Raw genomic sequence first — 19,454 nt, 5'->3', positions numbered from 1 at the left:
GGGCTAGGGGTGGTCAGAGCAACACCTCTGCAAGCTTAGGTCTCGGGTCAGTCGGACGCCCCATGAGGGGAAAAGCTGATTCCATTCTATCACAAACAGTGGCTCCCTTCCTGGCTGATCTGACAGCCGTGTTGTCTAGTTTTTATGGATTTGTCCTAACAGAAGAGCCGTCAATCGGTTATTTTTTAACAATCACTGAAAAACTGAAATACCATTCCGTTTTATGCAACAACTGGAACAACTAGTCAACCAGCGTCAGCTGGGCGTTACGTTTGCGCCCGATGGTGAAGCCCGTGTGCTGGTTTGGGCGCCGTTTGCCGAAGCTGTGGACATTCGGCTCCGTGATGGCGAATTGACGCTCCCGCTCGACAACAAAGTACCAGGTTACTGGCAGCTGACGACCGATCAGATCAAAGCCGGAGACTTATATACCCTTGTGCTTAATAACGACCGAAGCCTGCCCGATCCGGTTTCGATGGCGCAGCCGCAGGGCGTGCATGGCCCCTCACAGGTGGTTGATACGAGTACGTTTTCCTGGACCGATCAGGACTGGCAAAGCCCGCCCCTGAAAGATTACCTGCTTTATGAACTGCATACGGGTACGTTCACGGCCGACGGTACCTTTGCCGGTATCGAAAGTAAGCTGGACTATCTGGTTGAACTAGGCATCAACGCCATTGAAATTATGCCCGTAGCCCAGTTCCCGGGTGAACGCAACTGGGGCTACGACGGCGTTTTTCCGTTTGCGGTGCAGTATTCTTACGGTGGCGCGGCTGGCCTGCAGCAGTTGGTCGATGCCTGTCATGCCAAAGGGCTGGCGGTCGTGCTCGACGTGGTGTATAACCACATCGGCCCCGAGGGGAATTACCTGCCTGCCTACGGCCCTTATTTTACCAACAAATACAGCACCCCCTGGGGCGACGCCGTAAACTTCGACGATGACTACAGCGACAGTGTCCGGCGCTACGTAATCGAAAACGTGCTGATGTGGTTCCGCGATTTTCATATCGATACGTTACGGCTCGACGCTGTGCATGCCATCCGTGATGAGAGCGATAAGCACATTCTGCGCGAGATCAAGGAATACGTCGATATTCTGATGGTAGAAACCGGCAAGGCGCATCATCTCATTGTGGAACTGGACCTCAACGAAACCCGCTATATCAGTCCGCTCGAACACCAGGGCTATGGCATGGACGCGCAGTGGAACGATGAGTTTCATCACGCGCTGCGCGTAACGGCGGGGGGCGAACGTCACGGCTATTACGCCGACTACGACGGCATCAATCACCTGGCAAAGTCCTATAAAGATGCTTATGTGTACGATGGACTATACATGCCCCGGCGGTCCTGTATCGTGGGGAGCCCAACGAAAGGGCATCCCGGTCACCAGTTTGTGGTGTTCTCGCAGAATCACGATCAGATCGGGAACCGGATGCTGGGCGAACGACCCAGCCAGCTGGTGAGTTTTTCGATGCAGAAGCTGATGGCGGGGGCGGTACTAAGCAGCCCTTATCTGCCCATGCTGTTCATGGGTGAGGAATGGAGCGAACAGAACCCATTCATGTATTTTGTGAGCCATTCTGACCCGGACCTGGTCGAGGCCGTCCGGAAGGGGCGCAAAGCCGAGTTTGCGGCCTTTCAAACAACAATCGATGCGCCCGATCCGCAGGCGGAAGAGACGTTTCTGCACTCTAAACTGAACTGGGATCGGTTAAATCAGGAGCCACACCAGGTCATGTTCCGCTATTATCAGACCCTGCTGAAACTCCGGAAAGAGTCGGCCCTGCAACACCCGGATCGGGAGTCGGTGGCTGTTGTCGTGGACGATGAACACCAGACGCTGATGCTGCAACGGCAGCACCAGGATACTAACAGGAATGGGCCGATTTTGATCTGCCTGATGAACTTTAACAAAATTGCCCAGCTCATGATGGTGCCCGACGATGGGCATACCTGGTCGCTGCTGTTCGACTCTGCCGATCCAAAATGGCTGGGATCGATGGCCGCCCCCGAAACGCTGACCAGTGGCGCGAACGTACTGGTACAGCCTGAATCCATTCTTATCTACACAAGTCATCATGTATAATCCCGTTGCGACTTATCGCTTTCAGTTCAATACCGATTTTCCCCTGTCGAAGCTTGATACGCTGATTCCGTACCTGCAGAAACTAGGGATTCGAACCGTGTACGCATCGCCTATTTTCGAGGCTACTCCCGGTAGTACGCACGGCTACGACGGCGTCGATCCCAACCGGATCAGCCCCGAAATCGGTACTGAAGATCAGCTCCGAACCATTAGCCAACAACTGAAAGAATCGGGTATGGGCTGGCTGCAGGACATCGTTCCCAACCACATGGCTTATCACCCGAATAACCAGTGGCTGATGGACGTGTTCGAAAAAGGGGACCTGTCGCGCTACGCTAATTATTTCGATACGGCGCTGGCCAGTCCGTTTTTTCAGGGACGTATCATGGCCGCTTTTCTGCCAGCCCCGCTCAGCGAAACCATTGCCAACGGCGACATGGTGCTGGCCTATGACCAGGATCGACTGGTGCTGCAGGTGAGCGGCAACTCTATGCCACTGAAACCGATCAGTTACGAGCGGGTACTACGTGCCGGTGGAAAGACCGACGACATTATTGTTGTCCTGCTGGATGAACTGAATCAGATTCACCACATCGACGAGCCCGCGACCTACGCCGAAGCCTGGCATGAATTCCGGCAGCAGATGACGGCGCTGATGCGGAACAAAGAGGTGGGTAGTTATATACAGAAAGCCATCGACGCGGTAAATAGCGATTCCGCGCTGCTGGAGGAAATTGCCGACAGTCAGCATTACCGGTTCTGTATGGAGCCGGAGAGTCATCAGATTATGAGCTACCGCCGGTTCTTCACCATCAACGGCCTGATCTGTCTGTCGACACAGGAGGAGAACGTCTTTATGGCGGTTCACCAGCTGACGAACAGGCTGGTGCAGGAGGGGGTATTTCAGGGCGTACGAGTCGATCACGTCGACGGATTGTATGACCCTAAACAATATCTTGAACGCCTGCGGGCGCTGCTTGGGCCGGAAGCCTATATCTCCGTCGAGAAAATCCTGCAGGGCGACGAGCCCCTGCCCACCGACTGGCCCATTGAAGGAACCAGCGGTTACGATTTCCTGGCCCATGTCAATAACCTGCTCACAGATTCAACGAATGAATCAACTTTCCGAAATTTCTACCAAGGGCTGATCGAAACGGATACGGACCTGCGCACGCGGATCAGTTACCGCAAGGCATATATGCTCTACCAGCGTATGGGCGGTGAGCTGGAAAATCTGTATCAGTACTTTATTGCCCAGCAACTGGTTGACGATGATGCACTAGCCGCCATCCAGACGGGAAACATGAAAGTGGCAATCGGTGAGCTGCTGATTCAATGCCCGGTGTATCGTTACTATGCCAATGAAATGCCCCTGCCAGCCGACGAAGCGGGTATTGTTGCCGGGTTGATTGCAGGTATTCGGGACACAAAACCCGAGCTCAACGACGCGCTGGACGCGCTGGAAGCAGCACTCCTCATACGGCCCCAGGAAGGCGATGCCGCTTATAATACTCGCGCTCTGAAGTTCTATCAGCGGCTTATGCAGTTTACGAGCCCGCTGATGGCGAAAGGCGTGGAAGATACGTTGCTATATACGTATAACTGTTTCGTAGGACACAATGAGGTTGGCGATTCGCCCGAGCGATTTGGCTTGTCGACGGATACGTTTCACCAGATTATGCAGGACCGGCTGGCGAACTGGCCACTGGCCCAGAGTACAACGGCTACCCACGATACCAAACGGGGCGAAGATGTTCGGGCTCGACTGAACGTAGTGACTGAGCTGGCCGACGAGTGGCTGCAGGAAGTGCGGGTATGGCAGGATCTGAATGCCGATCTACACGCTGAAACCCGGCTGGACAAAAACGATGAATACTTCATCTACCAGAACCTGCTGGGGGCTTACCCCATGCCGAAACAGGACGAGGACAATTTCCCGAATCGGATGCTGGAGTACATGAAAAAGTCGTTGCAGGAAGCCAAACGGCACACAACCGGTCACGACGTTGAGCCAGATTATTTCGAGGCCGTATCGACCTTTGTCAATGGAATCTTCGATGCCGAACGTCCTTTCTGGACCCGATTCCAGCGCTTTCACCGGAGCGTTGCTGATCTGGGGATTACGAACTCGCTGGCGCAACTGGTACTGAAATGTACCTGTCCGGGGGTGCCCGATGTGTACCGGGGGGGCGAAAGCTGGGATCTGAGCCTGGTGGATCCCGACAACCGGCGACCAGTCGATTTCGACCGGCTCTGCCGTGATCTCGACGAACTGATTGCCCGTCAGGAGGGTGGCGACCAGGAAATCTGGGCCGATCTGTGGAGCCAGCGCTGGGATGGCCGTATCAAACAATGGCTGACCCGGTTCCTGCTGCAGGAGCGCGACGAACACGCTGACATATTCACGAAGGGAGAGTACCTGCCGCTTACCGTGGAAGGAACGTACCGAGAGCACGTTCTGGCGTTTGCCCGCCGTTACGAATCGAGTTGGTACGTAGTGGCAATACCGCTGCACGCAGCCCAGCTTTGTCAGCAGCAGGGCAAAACGATTATGGAACTGGACTGGCAGGATACCCGACTGGTATTGCCTGATGGCGCACCAACGCAATGGACCCGTTGCCTGGCCGAGTCGCGTATAGACTCCACCGGAGCGCTGCCGATAAAAACCCTGCTTGACACCCTGCCTGTAGCGCTACTAACGAATCGGTAGTACGCTCGGCGCTTAACCAAGATCAGCTGTTACTCCCTTTTGCCGGGTCGAAACAGCTGATCTTTCTATTGGGCGGTAAACACGGTTTTGCAGAAAGGCAAACTATATCAAGGAAGAGGCTGCCAAAGCAAATAGACTGGATAAAACGCCCATAAGCACACGAATCTTGGCTTAGCCCGACGCGTGGCTAAGCCGAAGCACTCGCGGCCGGGGTTAAAAAACCCATGCCTACTCTTGCTAGCTGGTAAAATCAATAAATCAGATATACGAATGTTTTTGATCTGTATACTTGTGTACTATTTTTAGTATAAATAGTGTATTTGTAAGATATAATAGTTGTTTTTTGGGTCTCTGTTGTTTTTCTTGCCAAGCGATTCTGTTGTATTCTCCTCTTACTACATACTGACCCGGCATTCATCATGCCTATTTTCTGTATTCATCAGGTCAGTCGAAACACTATTTAAATAATTAACCAAGAGGAACCCCGTAATCACGTTAGGTTATGAAAAGTACGACGTCTACTGATTTGCTGTCGGATAATAGTGGTATCGGCTTAGAAGCGATTCTTGCCAACTGGATGCACGAACTAACCAGTCTGCATCAGCATTACACCCACCTGACAGAACAGATTAGTAAACGAACAAACAGCCAGTGCTTTTTCGAAGGAGAGCTTGGCTACATCGATCAGAATCCCCTGAGTAATCTTGTTGCCTTGCAGATCAGGATGCGGACGAAACTGGAACAGTTACTGACTGAAATGGAAGGGTCGGAGATTAATCCTGATCGGAACCTGATCAAACTGAAAGCACATACCCTGCAATTACGGAGTCTGAACCAGCAGGCGCAGACTCGTCTTCTGCTGAGCAACCTATCGGCCAGCTAGCCGCTAGGTGCCCGGTTTCTCGATCCAGATCGTTTTTACGTTCACAAATTCCCGGATGCCGACCTCCGATAACTCGCGGCCAAAACCCGACTGTTTGATGCCACCGAAAGGAACCCGGGCATCGGAGCGCATCAGTCCGTTGATAAAGACTGAGCCCGCCTGAATCTGACTGGCTAACCGGGCGCCTTTCTCCAGATCCTGCGTCCAGATGGCTGAACCCAGTCCAAAGTCAGACTGATTGGCGAGCCGGATGGCATCCGCTTCATCCTTGGCCTCGACCAAGACCGCGAGTGGCCCGAAAGTTTCTTCGTCGAAAGCCGCCATACCGGGCGTTACGTTGTCCAGCAGCATCGGCTGTACGTTGCAACCGGAACGCTGAATGCTCGTCTGATCGCCACCCGTCAAAGGCTTGGCTCCCTTGGCCACCGACTCATGATATTGTCGCTCGACGGAATCCGCCAGGTCCATTCGGGCCATGGGACCCATCGTCGTCGCGTCGTCTAGTGGGTTGCCCTGGCGGATTTGCTGAATTTGCTGAAGAACCAGTTCGGTGAATTGTTTCTTTACCTGCTTATCAATGATAAATCGCTTGGCGGCAATGCAGCTTTGTCCGGCGTTCTGCATCCGGGATTTAACAGCGATTTCAGCGGCCTTTTCCAGATCGGCGTCAGCCAGTACGACTAGGGCATCTGAGCCACCTAGTTCCAGCACCGATTTCTTGATCTGACTGCCTGCAATACCGGCTACGGAGGCCCCTGCCCGGCCGCTTCCCGTCAGTGTAACCGCCTTAATACGCTTATCTTTGAGCAAGCCTTCGACTGGCGCTACGTCGATGAGAAGTGATTGAAAGACGCCTTCCGGCAGACCGGCTTTCCGAAATACGTCGTCGATGGCCAGCGAGGAGCCGAATACGTTAGGGGCGTGTTTGAGTAAGCCCACATTGCCCGCAATCAAACCGGGAATGGCAAACCGAAACACCTGCCAGAACGGAAAATTCCAGGGCATAATAGCCAGCACGGGGCCAAGCGGCTGGTAGGAAACGTAACTGCGTAGCGCATCTGACTCAATAGTCTGGTCGGCCAGAAACTGTTCGGCGTGCCCGGCGTAGAAAGTGCAGCAGGCGGCACATTTTTCAATTTCTGAAACAGCCTCCTTCCGGGTTTTACCCATTTCGGCCGTAATCAGCTCGCCCAGTTGTTCTTTGTTTGCCGTGAGCTGTTCGCCCACCCGGAGCAGGTACCCAGTCCGCTCCTGAATTGATAAAGCCGACCAGTCGGCAAAGGCCCGTTCGGCTTGCTGGAGCTTACGCTCGATAGTTTCGTTGCTGTCAGCCGGGTACGTTTCGAGGAGTTGCTGGGTGAATGGGTTGATGGACTGGAAGGTCATAGGAAGCACTGGTTAAACGTATGCACTACGTAGGTAACCAGCGGGCGGGGCCTACTGTTCCTCTTTATCCAGCTCGGCCAGGAGTCGGGCCATTGTGTTGATGACCTGTTCCATCTCCGCGTGCCCAACAATGTTATCGAACTTTTCGCGTACCTGCTGCATGCAGTCTTTGAGCGCCAGGAACAGCTTTTTGCCCCGATCATTCAGAAAAATAATGCTGGAACGGCTGTCATTGGGGTTTTTCTGGGTATAGATATAGCCGTCTTTTTCGAGCAGCCCTACGATTTTACTCATCATCTGCTTACTCACGCCCGACCGCTTTGCCAGTTCATTGTTCGTGGTGCCTGCTTCTTCAATATGCGATAGAAGCATGAGGTAACTCATCTTGAAATTCTCGTACCCAAGTTCATGCAGCTTTGGCTCAACAGCATTATTAACGTACCGCTTCAGCCGCCAGAAGAGCCGGCCGACGGCCCGCTCTCTAATGAGCCTATATTGTTCGAAATCAAAGGTCTTCTTGTCTATTTCCACGATTCTAACACAAAGATCAGTTACAGAGAAACGATTGATAACTGAATTTTGTACAAATATAGTCAACTTGTTTGACTTTATAGTCAACCTGGTTTACTTTTGCTGACCGGATCTGAAAAAATCTGAATCGGTTATAATCCCACAGGTATTTACAAACAACTAACAGTAACAATTGCCTAAAAAACCATCAGAAAAATGGCAACGACTACGGCAACCCAGGAAGTAATGGAAGAGAAAAGCGCAATCAGTACGTATTTACCCCGCATCATTATTGGTCTCGTACTGATCGTTGGCGGCTATTTTGGTTTTAAAGCGTTTCGCCACAGCCAGCAGTTTGAATCGACAGACAACGCCCAGATCGAAGGCAACACCGCGCCAGTGCTGGCTCGCGTAGCGGGTTACGTGAAATCGGTAACGGTGAACGATTACGCTACCGTAAAGCAGGGGCAGACGCTCGTAACGATTGATCCGCAGGAGTACGACGTAGCCTTGGCGCAGGCCGAAGCCGATTACCAGCAGACGGTGGCCGACCTGGCTACTGCGCAGGCTGATCTGCAGAATGCCCAGGCGAACGCCCGCAACGTAGCGCAGAATCTGCGCGTTGCCCAGTCGAACGCGGCCGTGCAGGCATCGCGTCGCGACAAAGCGCAGAACGACCTGAAACGGGATCAGAATTTATACGCAGCCCAGTCGTTGACCCAGAAGCAACTGGAAGATTCGCGGAACGCAGCCGACGTACAGGCGCGTCAGTACACGGCCAATGAAGCCCAGGTAAGCCTGGCCAAAACGTCGCAGGGCGTAGCGCAGGCGGGTATCGCCAAAGCGCAGTCGAACATCCAGAAAATTCAGGCTGTCCTGAAGGTGAAACAGGCCGCTATCGACAACGCTAAACTGCGATTGGGATATGCCCAACTGGTAGCGCCAATCTCTGGTAAACTCGGTCGGAAAAACGTGGTGGTGGGTCAGTACGTACAGCCCGGCCAGAACCTAATGACGATCGTCGCCGACTCGACCTTCTGGATCGTGGCTAACTTCAAGGAAACACAGCTGGAAAAAATGCAGCTTGGTCAGGAGGTTGACATCAAGGTTGATGCTTACCCGGACCTGGACATCAAAGGGAAAGTGTCGTCGTTGTCCGAGGCAACGGGTGCCCGGTTTGCCCTGCTGCCCCCCGATAATTCATCGGGTAACTTCGTGAAAATCACCCAGCGTGTTCCGGTGAAAATTGATATCGTCAATCCGGAAAAATACAAAAATCAACTGCGCGCGGGCCTGAGCGTCGACGCTGAAGTGCGGGTAGCAAACTAACCAGGGAAGAAAGCAGGAACGGACAAAAAGGAGAGGGCCTGGCCCAGATCACCTTAGCCGTCTGTCTACTTTCATTCGTATCTCCTTTTTTATTTATGGCAACTCAAACAGCGGGTCCGGCAGCCGTGCCGACGGGCTTTCGCCGGTGGATTGTGGTAATCACAGCCATCTCGGCGGCAATTATTGAGCTGATCGATACGTCCATTGTCAACGTGGGGCTAACCGACATTGCGGGAAATCTGGGCGTAACGATTGAGGACGTATCCTGGGTCGTAACGGCCTACGCCATTGCGAACGTAATTGTGATTCCGATGACTAGCTTTTTGCAGCGCTACTTTGGTCGGAAGAATTACTACATCGGTTCTATTATTCTGTTTACACTGGCTTCTTACGGATGCGGCTTTGCCAACGATCTGTGGACGCTGGTTATCTTTCGCTTCCTGCAGGGGGTAGGTGGGGGTGCTCTTCTATCTACTTCGCAGGGTTTAATGTATGACTCCTTTCCGCCTTCGCAGCGCCCGCTGGCGTCGGCACTGTTTGGGATGGGGATTGTACTGGGGCCAACGCTGGGGCCAACCCTGGGTGGTTACATTATCGACAATTACCACTGGAGCTGGATGTTTTACATCAACGTGCCGATTGGTATTGTCGCGGTGATTCTAAGCATCCTATACATTGATAAACAGCCCGAGGAATACAACATCGACCGACGGTTGATTCCGATTGACCAGTTAGGCATTCTCTTGCTGGCCGTAGGCGTAGGTAGTTTGCAATACGTACTGGAACGGGGTGAAGCTGATGACTGGTTTGACGACAACGTCATTCGCTGGTTATCCGTGATGGCCGTTGTCTGTATTCCGGCTTTCATCTGGTGGGAACTGCGCGGAACGAAGGAACCGGTGGTGGATTTGCGTGTGCTGAAAAACCGAAACCTGACCATTGGCTCACTGCTGATTGTGGTGGTAGGGTATGGTCTGTTCACATCGGTCTTGCTGTACCCGCTGTTCGCCCAGCGAATCGTAGGTCTTACCGCTACCAAAACGGGGCAGTTACTGATTCCTAGTGGACTAGTCACGCTGCCCATGTTTGCGATTGTTGGCCGGATGCTGGCCAAGGGCGTATCGCCCCGGCTCATTGTGATGCTGGGTTACGTAGCCTTTGCATCGTTCTGTTTTATCATGTCTACCTATAACGCCGATACGGCGGGCTGGTTCTTTGTGCAGGCGCTCATGATCCGTGGGGTTGGGCTGGCTCTGACGAACGTACCACTCATCAACCAGTCGGTATCAACGCTGGAACCGCGTCAATTGCCCACCGGTATCGCGCTGGTCAATATGATGCGGCAGTTGGGTGGTGCCTTCGGTATCGCCGTTACGAATACCTACGTAACAACCCGCACGGCCTACCACCGTACCGAACTGGTATCGAACCTACAGGCGGGCGATATGATCACCGACGAACGAGTGACGGCGCTGACGCAGGGACTGATCGCTAAAGGAATCAACGCGATGGATGCCGTATCGGGTGCTTATAAAGTCATCGACGGAATCGTCACGCGGCAGGCGCTGATGCTGTCTTACCTCGATACATTCCGGTTAGCGGGACTATTTTTTGTGGTCTCGTTCCCACTATTGTTCTTACTGAAAAGCAAAAAAATGGACGCAGCTACGGCCAAAGCCGTTGCCGATGCCGCTCACTAATTTGTATGAAATCAACCATTTCAATCATCATATTCTTGCTGGGGGCTGGTGTGGCGCAGGCACAGCAACCGACTCCGGTTTCCGATAATCTGCGGGCGCTGGTGCAGCAGGCCAATACGAACTATCCGGTGCTGAAGCAGCAGCAGCAACAAATTCAGGCTGGCGAGTTACGGTCGGATATTGCCCGGGCGGGCTTACGGCCGAACGTCAGCGGAAATGCCTCATACCAGTACCTGAACCCGGTGGCGAAGGCGACCCTGCCTGTCGACGGAGTGACCCGTACACTGCAGTTTCAGCCCAACCATAACGTCAACGCTTACGTGGGTATCGGTCAGACGATCTACGACTGGGGGCGGACAAATGCTGCGGTAAAACAGGCTGATGATAATACGCAGGTACTACGCCGGACGCAGGAAATTACCCAGCAGACCCTGGCTTACCAGGTTGCCGCTACGTATTATGGCATCGGGTTTCTGCGGCAGAGTCTGGCCGTTCAGGATTCAGTGATTAAAACGGCGGGGGCCAACGTACAGTTACTGGCCGCCCGGCTGCAAAACGGCGACGCTCTGCAGTATGACGTACTGACTCAGCAGGTCCGCGTCAAGGCTGCCCAGAACCGTAAGATCGAGATCCAGAACCAGCTCGAACGCCAGCTGGCTCAGCTGCAGTATCTGACGGGTAATGTAAACCCAGATGTGAGTCAGGCAACGGGCCAGTTCAATCTGGAAGCAACGGGCAGCAGCCCCACGCAGCCTTACAGCCTGACCGGTGACGTATCGGGGCTGGCTGGTAACAAAGACGTATTGCTGGCGCAGGATCGCGTTCGGCAGGCCGAAACGGACATTACTGTCAATAATCTGGCTGGTCGCCCTAGTTTGAGCTTCACCGGATCGGCCGGTTACCGGAATGGGTACCTGCCGGAGATCAATACACCGAAGTTCAACGTAGCAGCCGGTGTGGCGCTGACTGTTCCCATCTATTCGGGAAAGCGGTATCAGTTGCAGAATCAGGCGGCTCAGTTAAACCTGAACGCCAGTCGCTACGCCGTTGAGAACGCCAACGCACAGCTCCGCCAGACCATTGCCCAATTGAACGCCGACATTCGCAGCAATCAGACGCGGCTGGCTAACCTGGAAACGCAGGTGCTGCAGTCCCGTCAGGCATTGCAGATCGCCAATGCCCGCCTGCGTAACGGCGTTATTACGAACGTAGAATTACAAAGCGCCGAAACGGGCGTAGAGGAAGCCGAACTTGGTCGGCTTACGTTTCAGTACCAGCTGTTACTGAACCAGCTCGAGCTGAAACGACTGCTGGGCGAGCCTTTGTTCCAGCAATAAGATTTTTGAGATTACATATAAAGCGCCCGCGGTTCACAACTGGCTGAACCGCGGGCGCTTCTTTGTTGAGCATACAGGTATATTTTTTACATTGTATAAAATATAATTTGATACAATGTAAAAAGATCTTATATTTGTCACACCAATGAAAGATGTACCATCGTTTGAGATCGACCCCAAGCTCCGGTTAGACGAACAGGCTTGTTTTCCGGTTTATGCGCTTTCCCGGCTGATTACTAAAACGTATCAGCCGCTACTGGAACGTGTGGAGCTTACTTACCCGCAGTACCTGGTTATGATGCTGGTCTGGGAACACCAGGAAATCTCGGTAAAGGAAATTGGCCAGAAGCTGTATCTGGATACGGGAACGCTGACCCCGTTACTGAAGCTGCTCGAACAAAAGCAGCTCGTCAGTCGTCGCCGGGACCCGCGCGATGAGCGTTCAGTGCTCATTAGTCTGCTCCCTGCCGGACGGGAACTGCACGAGCAGGCTCGCCAGATTCCGGAAGAGCTGGCTCAGCGCTTCTCGCTCAACCCCGACGACATTGCCATGCTGCGCCGGGAGCTGATTCATCTGATTACGTTACTTTCCTGATTTATTAATTTCAGTTTACTCTAGTATGACAACGAATATTATGCATTCCGCCCAGGCCAAATCGGTGGGCGGCCGCGACGGTCAGATTACATCCGACAATGACGTGCTGAATTTAGAACTGACCATGCCCAAACACCTGGGTGGTCGCGCCCGGGAAGGGGCTACGAACCCCGAACAGCTGTTTGCTGCGGGTTACGCAGCTTGCTTTGGCAACGCCGTTATCTACGTAGCGCGTCAGGCCAAAGTGTCCGCTGAAGGCATCACGGTAGACGCCACTGTAGACCTGTTTACCGACGAAGCGAAACTGCCGACGCTGGGCGTTACGTTGCACGTAAACCTGCCGGGCTTGTCGCAGGAGCAGGCCGAAGAAATCGTAGCGACCGCTCACAAAACCTGTCCTTACTCCCGCGCTGTTCGCGGTAATATAGACGTAGCGCTGACTGTTACGACTACCGAAGCGTAACGCTGAAGCAATAAAACCAAAACCCCCTTATCACGCTCCAGAGCGTGATAAGGGGGTTTTTTATACCAATAGTATCGTTATTGGCCCTGCGCTTCTTCTGATACCGCATTCCACTCTTTCCACGTCTCCAGCCGCTGTTGATACCGAGACTCTGCAATTTTGAGCGGCATCGTGCCAAAGAAAATCCGAAGAGGGGGCTTTTCGGCATCAACGATTTTCAAGATAGCTTCGGCCGTGGCGTCCGGATCACCCTTTGGGCTTTTGGCGCTGGTCTGCGCGCGCTGCTCCCGCATTTCATCATAGGCCGCAATGGGTTCGCTGTGTTTGGCCGAGCTGCCACTCCAATCGGTTGAATAGCCACCCGGTTCGATCAGCGTTACGTTGATGCCAAACCCAGCCACCTCCTGCGAGAGTGATTCGCACAATCCCTCGATCGCCCATTTAGACGCGTGGTACATGCCCAGTGACGGGAAAGCCACAATACCGCCAATGCTGGACACCTGAATGATGTGGCCGCTGCCCTGCGCACGCATGATCGGTAAGGCCGCCTGAATAATCCACAATGAGCCAAACACGTTGGTCTCGATCTGGCTGCGGGCTTCTTCCTCGCTCAGTTCTTCCACAAAGCCAAAGTGACCAAATCCGGCGTTGCTTACCAGAATATCCAGTTGCCCGAACGTATCATGCGCTTTTTTGACCGCGTCGAAATCGGCCTGGCGGTCGTTTACGTCAAGTTCGAGCGGTAAAACTGCGTCGCCATAGGTATTCACTAAATCCGTTAAATCCTCGGTGTTACGCGCCGTAGCGGCTACTTTATCCCCTCGTTTCAGGGCTGCTTCTGCCCATACTTTACCAAAGCCGCGCGAAGCGCCCGTAATGAACCAAACCTTTGTTGCCATCTGCTCTATAAATAACGTTTGTAGAGTAACTCAGGCAGGACGTGTCTGTTCAAAGGAGTCGGTACGCTCAGTAAAACTCTTACTGATCAGAGAGCGAGTTATAAGTCTTACTTCTTCGCTTCCAGCTTATAACCCAGCTCCTTCAGTTGCGCTGCTGTCAGGTCGATTACATTGACGTCGAGGGGAATGGGAGTGAGGGGTGTATCGGTTGTATCTGTTTTGACGGAAACGATCTGATCCACTACGTCCATGCCTTTGAATACCTGCCCGTACACGGTGTATTTATTATCCAGGCGAGCCAGGCCATTTTTGTTCTGCACGATGTAGAACTGGCAACCGGCCGACAGCATTTCCGGGTTGTCATCGCGTCCGGCGCCAACGGCTCCGTAGACGTGTTTAAGGGTGGGGACAAATTCGGGTTTGAGGAGATACGGCGAATTGGCGAAGCCCTCTGGCGTGTCGGGGCAGCCACCCTGCGCGACAAAGTTTTTGATAACCCGGTTGAACGTAAACGCATCCCAGTAACCCTTTTTAGCCAGTTTCATAAAGCTGGCTTTGTGGTTAGGCGTTTCGTCGTAGAGCCAGAAAAGAATTTCGCCCTGGGGTGTTTTGATCTGGCCAACCGGGTACGTTTTTTCGGTGGTATAGGCCAGCAGTAGGGCGGCAAGCGGGAGAAGCAGTAACAGTTTCTTCATCGGCGTTCAGAGAATAACGTATCGGTAAGCGACTAAAGCTACTTAAAATACAAACGTGCGGCTTATCAGAAGACCAACTTCCGGTAAACCGCACGTTTGTACTGCGGGCAGGCTGCGCTTACGCTTTCTCGTTTGCCTTCTCGACTTTCGCTGCCGTAGGAATAACCGCTACGTCGCGTTCCCGCTCCTGCTGTTCAACATAGACTGCGTGTTCGGCGGGTTCAATTTTGATACCGAAATGGTTGGCATAGGCCTGCGTGAACTCCGCCCCGAAATAGAGAATGGCAGCGGTGTAATAGATCCAGGTCAGAATAACGATCAGGGAGCCGGCCGCGCCGTAGGTCGAGCTGGTGCCGGTAGTATCGATGTACAGCCCGATCAGGTAACGCCCCAGCATAAACAGCAGGGCCGTAAAGAGAGCTCCCCAGCGTACATCTTTCCAGGCAATTTTAGCATCGGGAAGCACTTTAAAGATGGTCCCGAATAGGGCGGTAATGATCACAGTGCTGACCGTAAAATTCAGAGCTTCGATCAGTAGCAGACCTAAACCAGGCACGTAGCGGGTCAGAATGTCGCTCATGGCCAAGATGAGTCCGTTGATCAGCAGCGATACCAGCAACAGAAAACCCAGGCTGAGAATCAGCGAGGACGACAAAAGCCGGTCTTTGATGAGTTTGAGCCAGCCTTTTTCCGGTTTGGCCTTAACCCGCCAGATCATGTTGACCGAATCCTGAATCTCAATAAAAATACTGGTTGCGCCGAAGAGTAACGTAACGATACCGATACCCAGTGCTACGTTGGTTTTGCCGGATAGTTCAACGCTTTTGAGCATGTCCTGAACCTGCTTGGCTGCGTCGTTTCCGATCAAGCCGTTGAGTTGGGAAAAAATCTGCCCCTGCACGGCTTCCTGCCCGTAGAAAATGCTGAGTATCGAAATAATCAGCACTAGAAGGGGGGCCAGTGAGAAAACGGTATAGTAGGCCAGGGCCGCGCTGAGCTTAAGGCAGCGATCGTCCATAAAGCCGTTAAAGGAGTCGCGCAGCACAATCCAGGCATTGCTGAAAAATGAGTTTGCTGGTTTGGTTGCCATTGCTGTTCAGTTAGTTTACTGGTTACTGACCTGCCGCTCAGGACTAGCCAGTGGTTAATCAGGTGATGCTACCTGCGTTTTGTAAACCGGCTGGAGCTGAGATAGTTTGGGAATAAAAGCAGAAGTAAGTGTCCGGAAGGGTCGCCTGCGGATAGCCAAACCAGGGAAGTAGGCTGCTCCAGCTACGGTGAGGGAGCTTCCGGCGATTCGTAAATGGACAGCGTAAACTGGCCATCTTTACTATGATAGGAAGACGATTTTTTCCATCGTGACCAGAACAGCGCGGAAGGATTATCCGTGTGATCTTCAGGAATACGCGCGTTAGTCAGCTCAACCACGCAGTTGTACGTATCAGGCCAGCGGGAGTCTGGCAATCGATAGACAGCGTTGATCCGTTCGACGCGTTGTCCCTGTAAGAGCAGAAAACCGGATAAATCGGTGCTGCCGGTCACGAAAATAGACTTGTTTTTCCAGCTAGTATGGTTCTGATTCAGCACGTTGACCAGCTCATAAATTACATCGTCGTTGACGAAACGCAGCTTGGCTCCTTTCTGAACCAACAGCAGTAAGAAGAAGCCCATTACGGCTGGAAAGAGCGGAAACCGAAACCATTGCCTGGCCGGTTGCTCATCGACATACAGGGCAAGGCTGGCGATAACGTAGGGAACTACGTTGAGGTGGTAATTAAACTCCTGCGATTTCAGGACAAGTATGTCGACAAATAGTAGTCCGAAAATCAGGAAAGTCCGTAGCTCGCTACGTGCTTTCAGACGAAACAACAGCCAGAATGCCAGCAGCGAAATCGGGACGAACTGAATCAGGTACGAAGTTTCAATCGTAACAAGTGGCTTACTGGCTTTCCGGTGAAACTGAAGCTGCATCTGCTCCCCAAAAACGCTGATATCCTGACTGATGTACCATAAATAAGGGCTGATTATAACCAGAACAGCCAGTCCGAACAGCGCAAGCTGGCGCCAGTCTTTGCGGAGGAGAACAACCAGGCTGATGGCTGCGCCACAAGCCAGAAAAATGGGGTGTATCAGAATTGTACTGCCCGTCAGAACACCCAGTATGATAGCTGAGCATTCTTTTCTCAGACAGTAAATGGTGAGGCAGGTAACCAGAATCCCGACTGATTCCATGCGAATGGTTGTGGAGGCCATCAGCACAAACGGGCAGCAAAACCAGAGTGATAGGGTCCAGAGTTTAGTTGACTTATTTTTCGCTACCCGGCTCAGAAGCAGACCGGCCACCAGAAAGCATACGAAAGCAAACAGCTTCGCCTTCAAAAAACTGAAACCGATTATTTGGGAGTACCCGGCCAGGACAAGCATGAATAAAGGCGGCATCCAGTACGTATATTGCGCGGCACCGGGCAGAAACTGACTATGGATACTCGTCGAGAAAACACCTTTGTGGGCCAGGTCGTAAGCAGGAGAGAGAAAACTGGCTTCGTCCGGGGTGATGAGGGGGAAGCTGAATCTGAACTTTAGAAAGTGTATGACGTAAAGACTGACTGACAGTCCAAACGAGAGAAGAGCAATGGGGAAAGAGTGGTGCCGGAGCCAGTTTACTACTCTGGTTGTTGATGTCAGCAAGATCATTTTGTGTGGATAGACTTGGGAAGATACTACGTATCTGTATTCAGTTTCGACAGTTGCTCAATGCAGTAGTCTACTGCCGGGAATAACAGATTCTTAATCAGAAAAGCATAAGGGGGCCTTATCTTTGCCCCCTCACTCAATCGTTGTCAATCTAGTGACTTCGCTTAAACATTAACCTGCTGCTAATGAAATATTTATTGTACGTATTCACTACCGCCGTTATCGTATTAATACTGCTGCTGGGATGTCGTACTATTGCTGATATTGTTCGCCCTACCGAACGAATTGCCTGCATCGGAACGAGTATTACGGAAGGCTACACGCTGCCCGGCGAACAAACGTACCCAGTCCTGCTGCAGAATCTGGTGACATCACCCGATAAAGTTTTGAACTTTGGGGTTGGGGGGACCTGTATGCTGAAGAAGTCAGACATTCCCTATTGGCAGGCGCAGAAATACCAGTTTGCCCTCGACTGGAAGCCAACGGTGCTCATTGTCGAGTTTGGAGCCAACGATTCGAAAGCGCAGAACTGGCAGTACAAGGCGGAGTTCAAACAGGACTACCTGGCCTTAATTGATTCGTTTAAAAAACTGTCCAGCTCGCCCAAAATCTACCTCTGTACGCCACCACCGGCTTTTGCATCGAATACCTTTGGTGTACAGCCCGAGGTGATTGACAACGAGATTGTGCCGATTGTGAAGGAGATCGCGCAGGAAACAGGTTCTACCGTAATTGACCTGCACACGCTGATGCAGGGACAAACGGGCTGGTTCCTGGATGGACTGCACCCCAATGCCATTGGTACCATTAAAATATCGGAAGAAGTAAATCGCGTGATCTCCGGAAAATAAACGTCCGGAGATCACGCGATTTACTTCTTCTGTTCGGAATGTTATTCCGGGATGATCTGGACGATCCGGCCGGGGCTCTCGATAGACACGTATAGGTTGCCGTTGGGCCCTTGTTTTACGTTCCGGACGCGACCTTCGCCCTCCAGCAGTTTTGCTTCGCTAACAACCTGGTTGTTGTTAAGCTGGCAGATGCTGAGGTATTCTAACGCCAGCGCACCCGTTGCCAGACTACCTTTCCAGCTACCAAAATTATCACTCGTGATAAACGCCAGGCCGCTGGTGCCGATGGATGGCGTCCAGGTGAAGAGTGGTGCCTGAATTCCGTCGCGGGTGGGGCTGGCTGATATGGTTGATCCGTCGTAGTTGATACCGTTTGAGACGAGTGGCCAGCCATAGTTGGCTCCGCGTTGGACAATGTTAATCTCATCTCCTCCGCGTGGGCCGTGTTCCGTTTCCCAGAGTTCGTTTGTGGTCGGGTTGATAGCCAGCCCCTGCGGGTTCCGATGACCGTAGGAATAGATCGTCGTTGGGCCCGACTGGCCGGGTAGTACCGGGTTATCAGTGGGGACCTGTCCCGAATCGGTCATGCGGTGGACCTTACCCCAGCCAACTGTTACGTCCTGCGCGTTTTTGTTGGGCGACGACTCACCACCAAGCGTTTGTCCGCCACCTTCGCCCACGCTCAGGTACAGGAAGCCACTGTTGTCGAACTCAATCCGGCTGCCGTAGTGGCCCTGCCAGGTATTGGTTGCAGCCGTTCGGAAAATGGTTTCCAGGTCGGTAATCTGCGTGTTGTTGATTTTAAAGCGGATCAAATTCAACCGGGTGGCTGCGCTCCCCGACACCGAACCGGCGTACGAGGCATATACCCAGCCGTTGGATGCGTATTGCGGGTGCACGCGCAGATCGAGCAGACCACCCTGGCTCCGGGTGTCGATATCCGATGGTAGTCCGGTAATTTCTGTCGTCGTTCCGTTCGAGAAGCGACGGAACTTACCCGACTTTTCGGTAAACAGTAAATCGCCGTTGGGCAGAAAATCCATGCCCCAGATAATACCATAACCCGTCAGGACAGTTTCGGCGCGGAAAGCAGGTGTTTCAACGTCGGGTTCGGTGACCTCCGGTTTGCAACTAGTAAGGCCAGACAGGCCGATCAGGCAAGCTAAGCCGAATAGGAGTCGGTAGTTTTTCATGAGATTGAGCAATTGTTTTTAATCTCATTTTAACCTGAAACGGCTCTGTTTGTTAACGAATTGCGCAAAAGAGTGGATACATAACAAAAAACGAGCGCCTAAAATTGCTTTTAGACGCTC

16 protein-coding genes are annotated in these 19,454 nt (G+C 52.7%); 9 read left to right on the top strand and 7 right to left on the bottom strand.

What is annotated here, in order from left to right:
- Positions 1–223: 223 nt before the first annotated feature.
- The 3 genes from treZ to HU175_RS00450 all read left to right on the top strand — a co-directional run bounded on the left by treZ (position 224) and on the right by HU175_RS00450 (position 5,682).
- A complete protein-coding gene (gene treZ, locus HU175_RS00460) occupies positions 224–2,089 on the top strand; it encodes a malto-oligosyltrehalose trehalohydrolase (protein ID WP_176564716.1) in 1,866 nt (621 codons plus the stop codon).
- The gene (gene treY / locus HU175_RS00455; protein WP_176564715.1) at positions 2,082–4,799 is read left to right on the top strand and encodes a malto-oligosyltrehalose synthase; all 2,718 of its coding nucleotides are present in this window, start codon (positions 2,082–2,084) and stop codon (positions 4,797–4,799) included. Before treZ ends, treY begins: the two co-directional genes overlap by 8 nt.
- 502 nt (positions 4,800–5,301) lie before the next feature.
- Positions 5,302–5,682 (top strand): hypothetical protein, encoded by a 381-nt coding sequence (locus HU175_RS00450; RefSeq protein ID WP_176564714.1) that lies wholly within the window; start codon positions 5,302–5,304, stop codon positions 5,680–5,682.
- Positions 5,683–5,685: 3 nt separating this feature from the next.
- Here HU175_RS00450 and HU175_RS00445 read toward each other — a convergent pair whose 3' ends face one another.
- Both HU175_RS00445 and HU175_RS00440 read right to left on the bottom strand, forming a co-directional pair.
- Entirely contained in the window at positions 5,686–7,068 is a 1,383-nt protein-coding gene (locus tag HU175_RS00445; protein WP_176564713.1) for an NAD-dependent succinate-semialdehyde dehydrogenase, read from the bottom strand.
- 51 nt (positions 7,069–7,119) lie between these two features.
- Positions 7,120–7,440 (bottom strand): MarR family winged helix-turn-helix transcriptional regulator, encoded by a 321-nt coding sequence (locus HU175_RS00440; RefSeq protein ID WP_228724269.1) that lies wholly within the window; start codon positions 7,438–7,440, stop codon positions 7,120–7,122.
- A 354-nt stretch (positions 7,441–7,794) separates the two neighbouring features.
- On the opposite strand from HU175_RS00440, the gene HU175_RS00435 reads away from it, so the two are divergent.
- The 5 genes from HU175_RS00435 to HU175_RS00415 all read left to right on the top strand — a co-directional run bounded on the left by HU175_RS00435 (position 7,795) and on the right by HU175_RS00415 (position 13,002).
- Positions 7,795–8,907 carry an HlyD family secretion protein gene (locus tag HU175_RS00435; RefSeq protein ID WP_228724268.1) on the top strand — a complete coding sequence of 371 codons (1,113 nt, stop codon included), beginning with the start codon at positions 7,795–7,797 and terminating at the stop codon, positions 8,905–8,907.
- A 95-nt stretch (positions 8,908–9,002) separates the two neighbouring features.
- On the top strand, positions 9,003–10,607 hold the full coding sequence (locus tag HU175_RS00430; protein WP_176564712.1) for a DHA2 family efflux MFS transporter permease subunit: 1,605 nt from the start codon (positions 9,003–9,005) through the stop codon (positions 10,605–10,607).
- 5 nt (positions 10,608–10,612) lie between these two features.
- Positions 10,613–11,944 (top strand): TolC family protein, encoded by a 1,332-nt coding sequence (locus HU175_RS00425; RefSeq protein ID WP_176564711.1) that lies wholly within the window; start codon positions 10,613–10,615, stop codon positions 11,942–11,944.
- Between the two features lie 145 nt (positions 11,945–12,089).
- On the top strand, positions 12,090–12,539 hold the full coding sequence (locus tag HU175_RS00420) for a MarR family winged helix-turn-helix transcriptional regulator (RefSeq protein ID WP_176564710.1): 450 nt from the start codon (positions 12,090–12,092) through the stop codon (positions 12,537–12,539).
- A gap of 25 nt (positions 12,540–12,564) precedes the next feature.
- Positions 12,565–13,002 (top strand): organic hydroperoxide resistance protein, encoded by a 438-nt coding sequence (locus HU175_RS00415; protein WP_176564709.1) that lies wholly within the window; start codon positions 12,565–12,567, stop codon positions 13,000–13,002.
- 77 nt (positions 13,003–13,079) lie between these two features.
- Here HU175_RS00415 and HU175_RS00410 read toward each other — a convergent pair whose 3' ends face one another.
- The 4 genes from HU175_RS00410 to HU175_RS00395 form a co-directional block, all read right to left on the bottom strand.
- A complete protein-coding gene (locus tag HU175_RS00410; RefSeq protein WP_176564708.1) occupies positions 13,080–13,901 on the bottom strand; it encodes an SDR family oxidoreductase in 822 nt (273 codons plus the stop codon).
- A 107-nt stretch (positions 13,902–14,008) separates the two neighbouring features.
- On the bottom strand, positions 14,009–14,596 hold the full coding sequence (locus HU175_RS00405) for a peptidylprolyl isomerase (protein WP_176564707.1): 588 nt from the start codon (positions 14,594–14,596) through the stop codon (positions 14,009–14,011).
- A 118-nt stretch (positions 14,597–14,714) separates the two neighbouring features.
- On the bottom strand, positions 14,715–15,686 hold the full coding sequence (locus HU175_RS00400; RefSeq protein WP_176564706.1) for a YihY/virulence factor BrkB family protein: 972 nt from the start codon (positions 15,684–15,686) through the stop codon (positions 14,715–14,717).
- 182 nt (positions 15,687–15,868) lie between these two features.
- A complete protein-coding gene (locus HU175_RS00395) occupies positions 15,869–17,290 on the bottom strand; it encodes a glycosyltransferase family 39 protein (RefSeq protein WP_176564705.1) in 1,422 nt (473 codons plus the stop codon).
- 185 nt (positions 17,291–17,475) lie between these two features.
- Between HU175_RS00395 and HU175_RS00390 the strand changes: the two genes are divergently transcribed.
- Entirely contained in the window at positions 17,476–18,141 is a 666-nt protein-coding gene (locus tag HU175_RS00390) for a GDSL-type esterase/lipase family protein (RefSeq protein WP_176564704.1), read from the top strand.
- A 41-nt stretch (positions 18,142–18,182) separates the two neighbouring features.
- Here the strand turns inward: HU175_RS00390 and HU175_RS00385 are convergent, their stop codons facing one another.
- On the bottom strand, positions 18,183–19,334 hold the full coding sequence (locus HU175_RS00385) for a PQQ-dependent sugar dehydrogenase (protein WP_176564703.1): 1,152 nt from the start codon (positions 19,332–19,334) through the stop codon (positions 18,183–18,185).
- Between the last annotated feature and the right edge of the window lie 120 nt (positions 19,335–19,454).

This window comes from Spirosoma sp. KUDC1026, from assembly GCF_013375035.1.
Taxonomy (GTDB): domain Bacteria; phylum Bacteroidota; class Bacteroidia; order Cytophagales; family Spirosomataceae; genus Spirosoma.
This window is presented reverse-complemented; position numbering and strand designations above follow the sequence as displayed.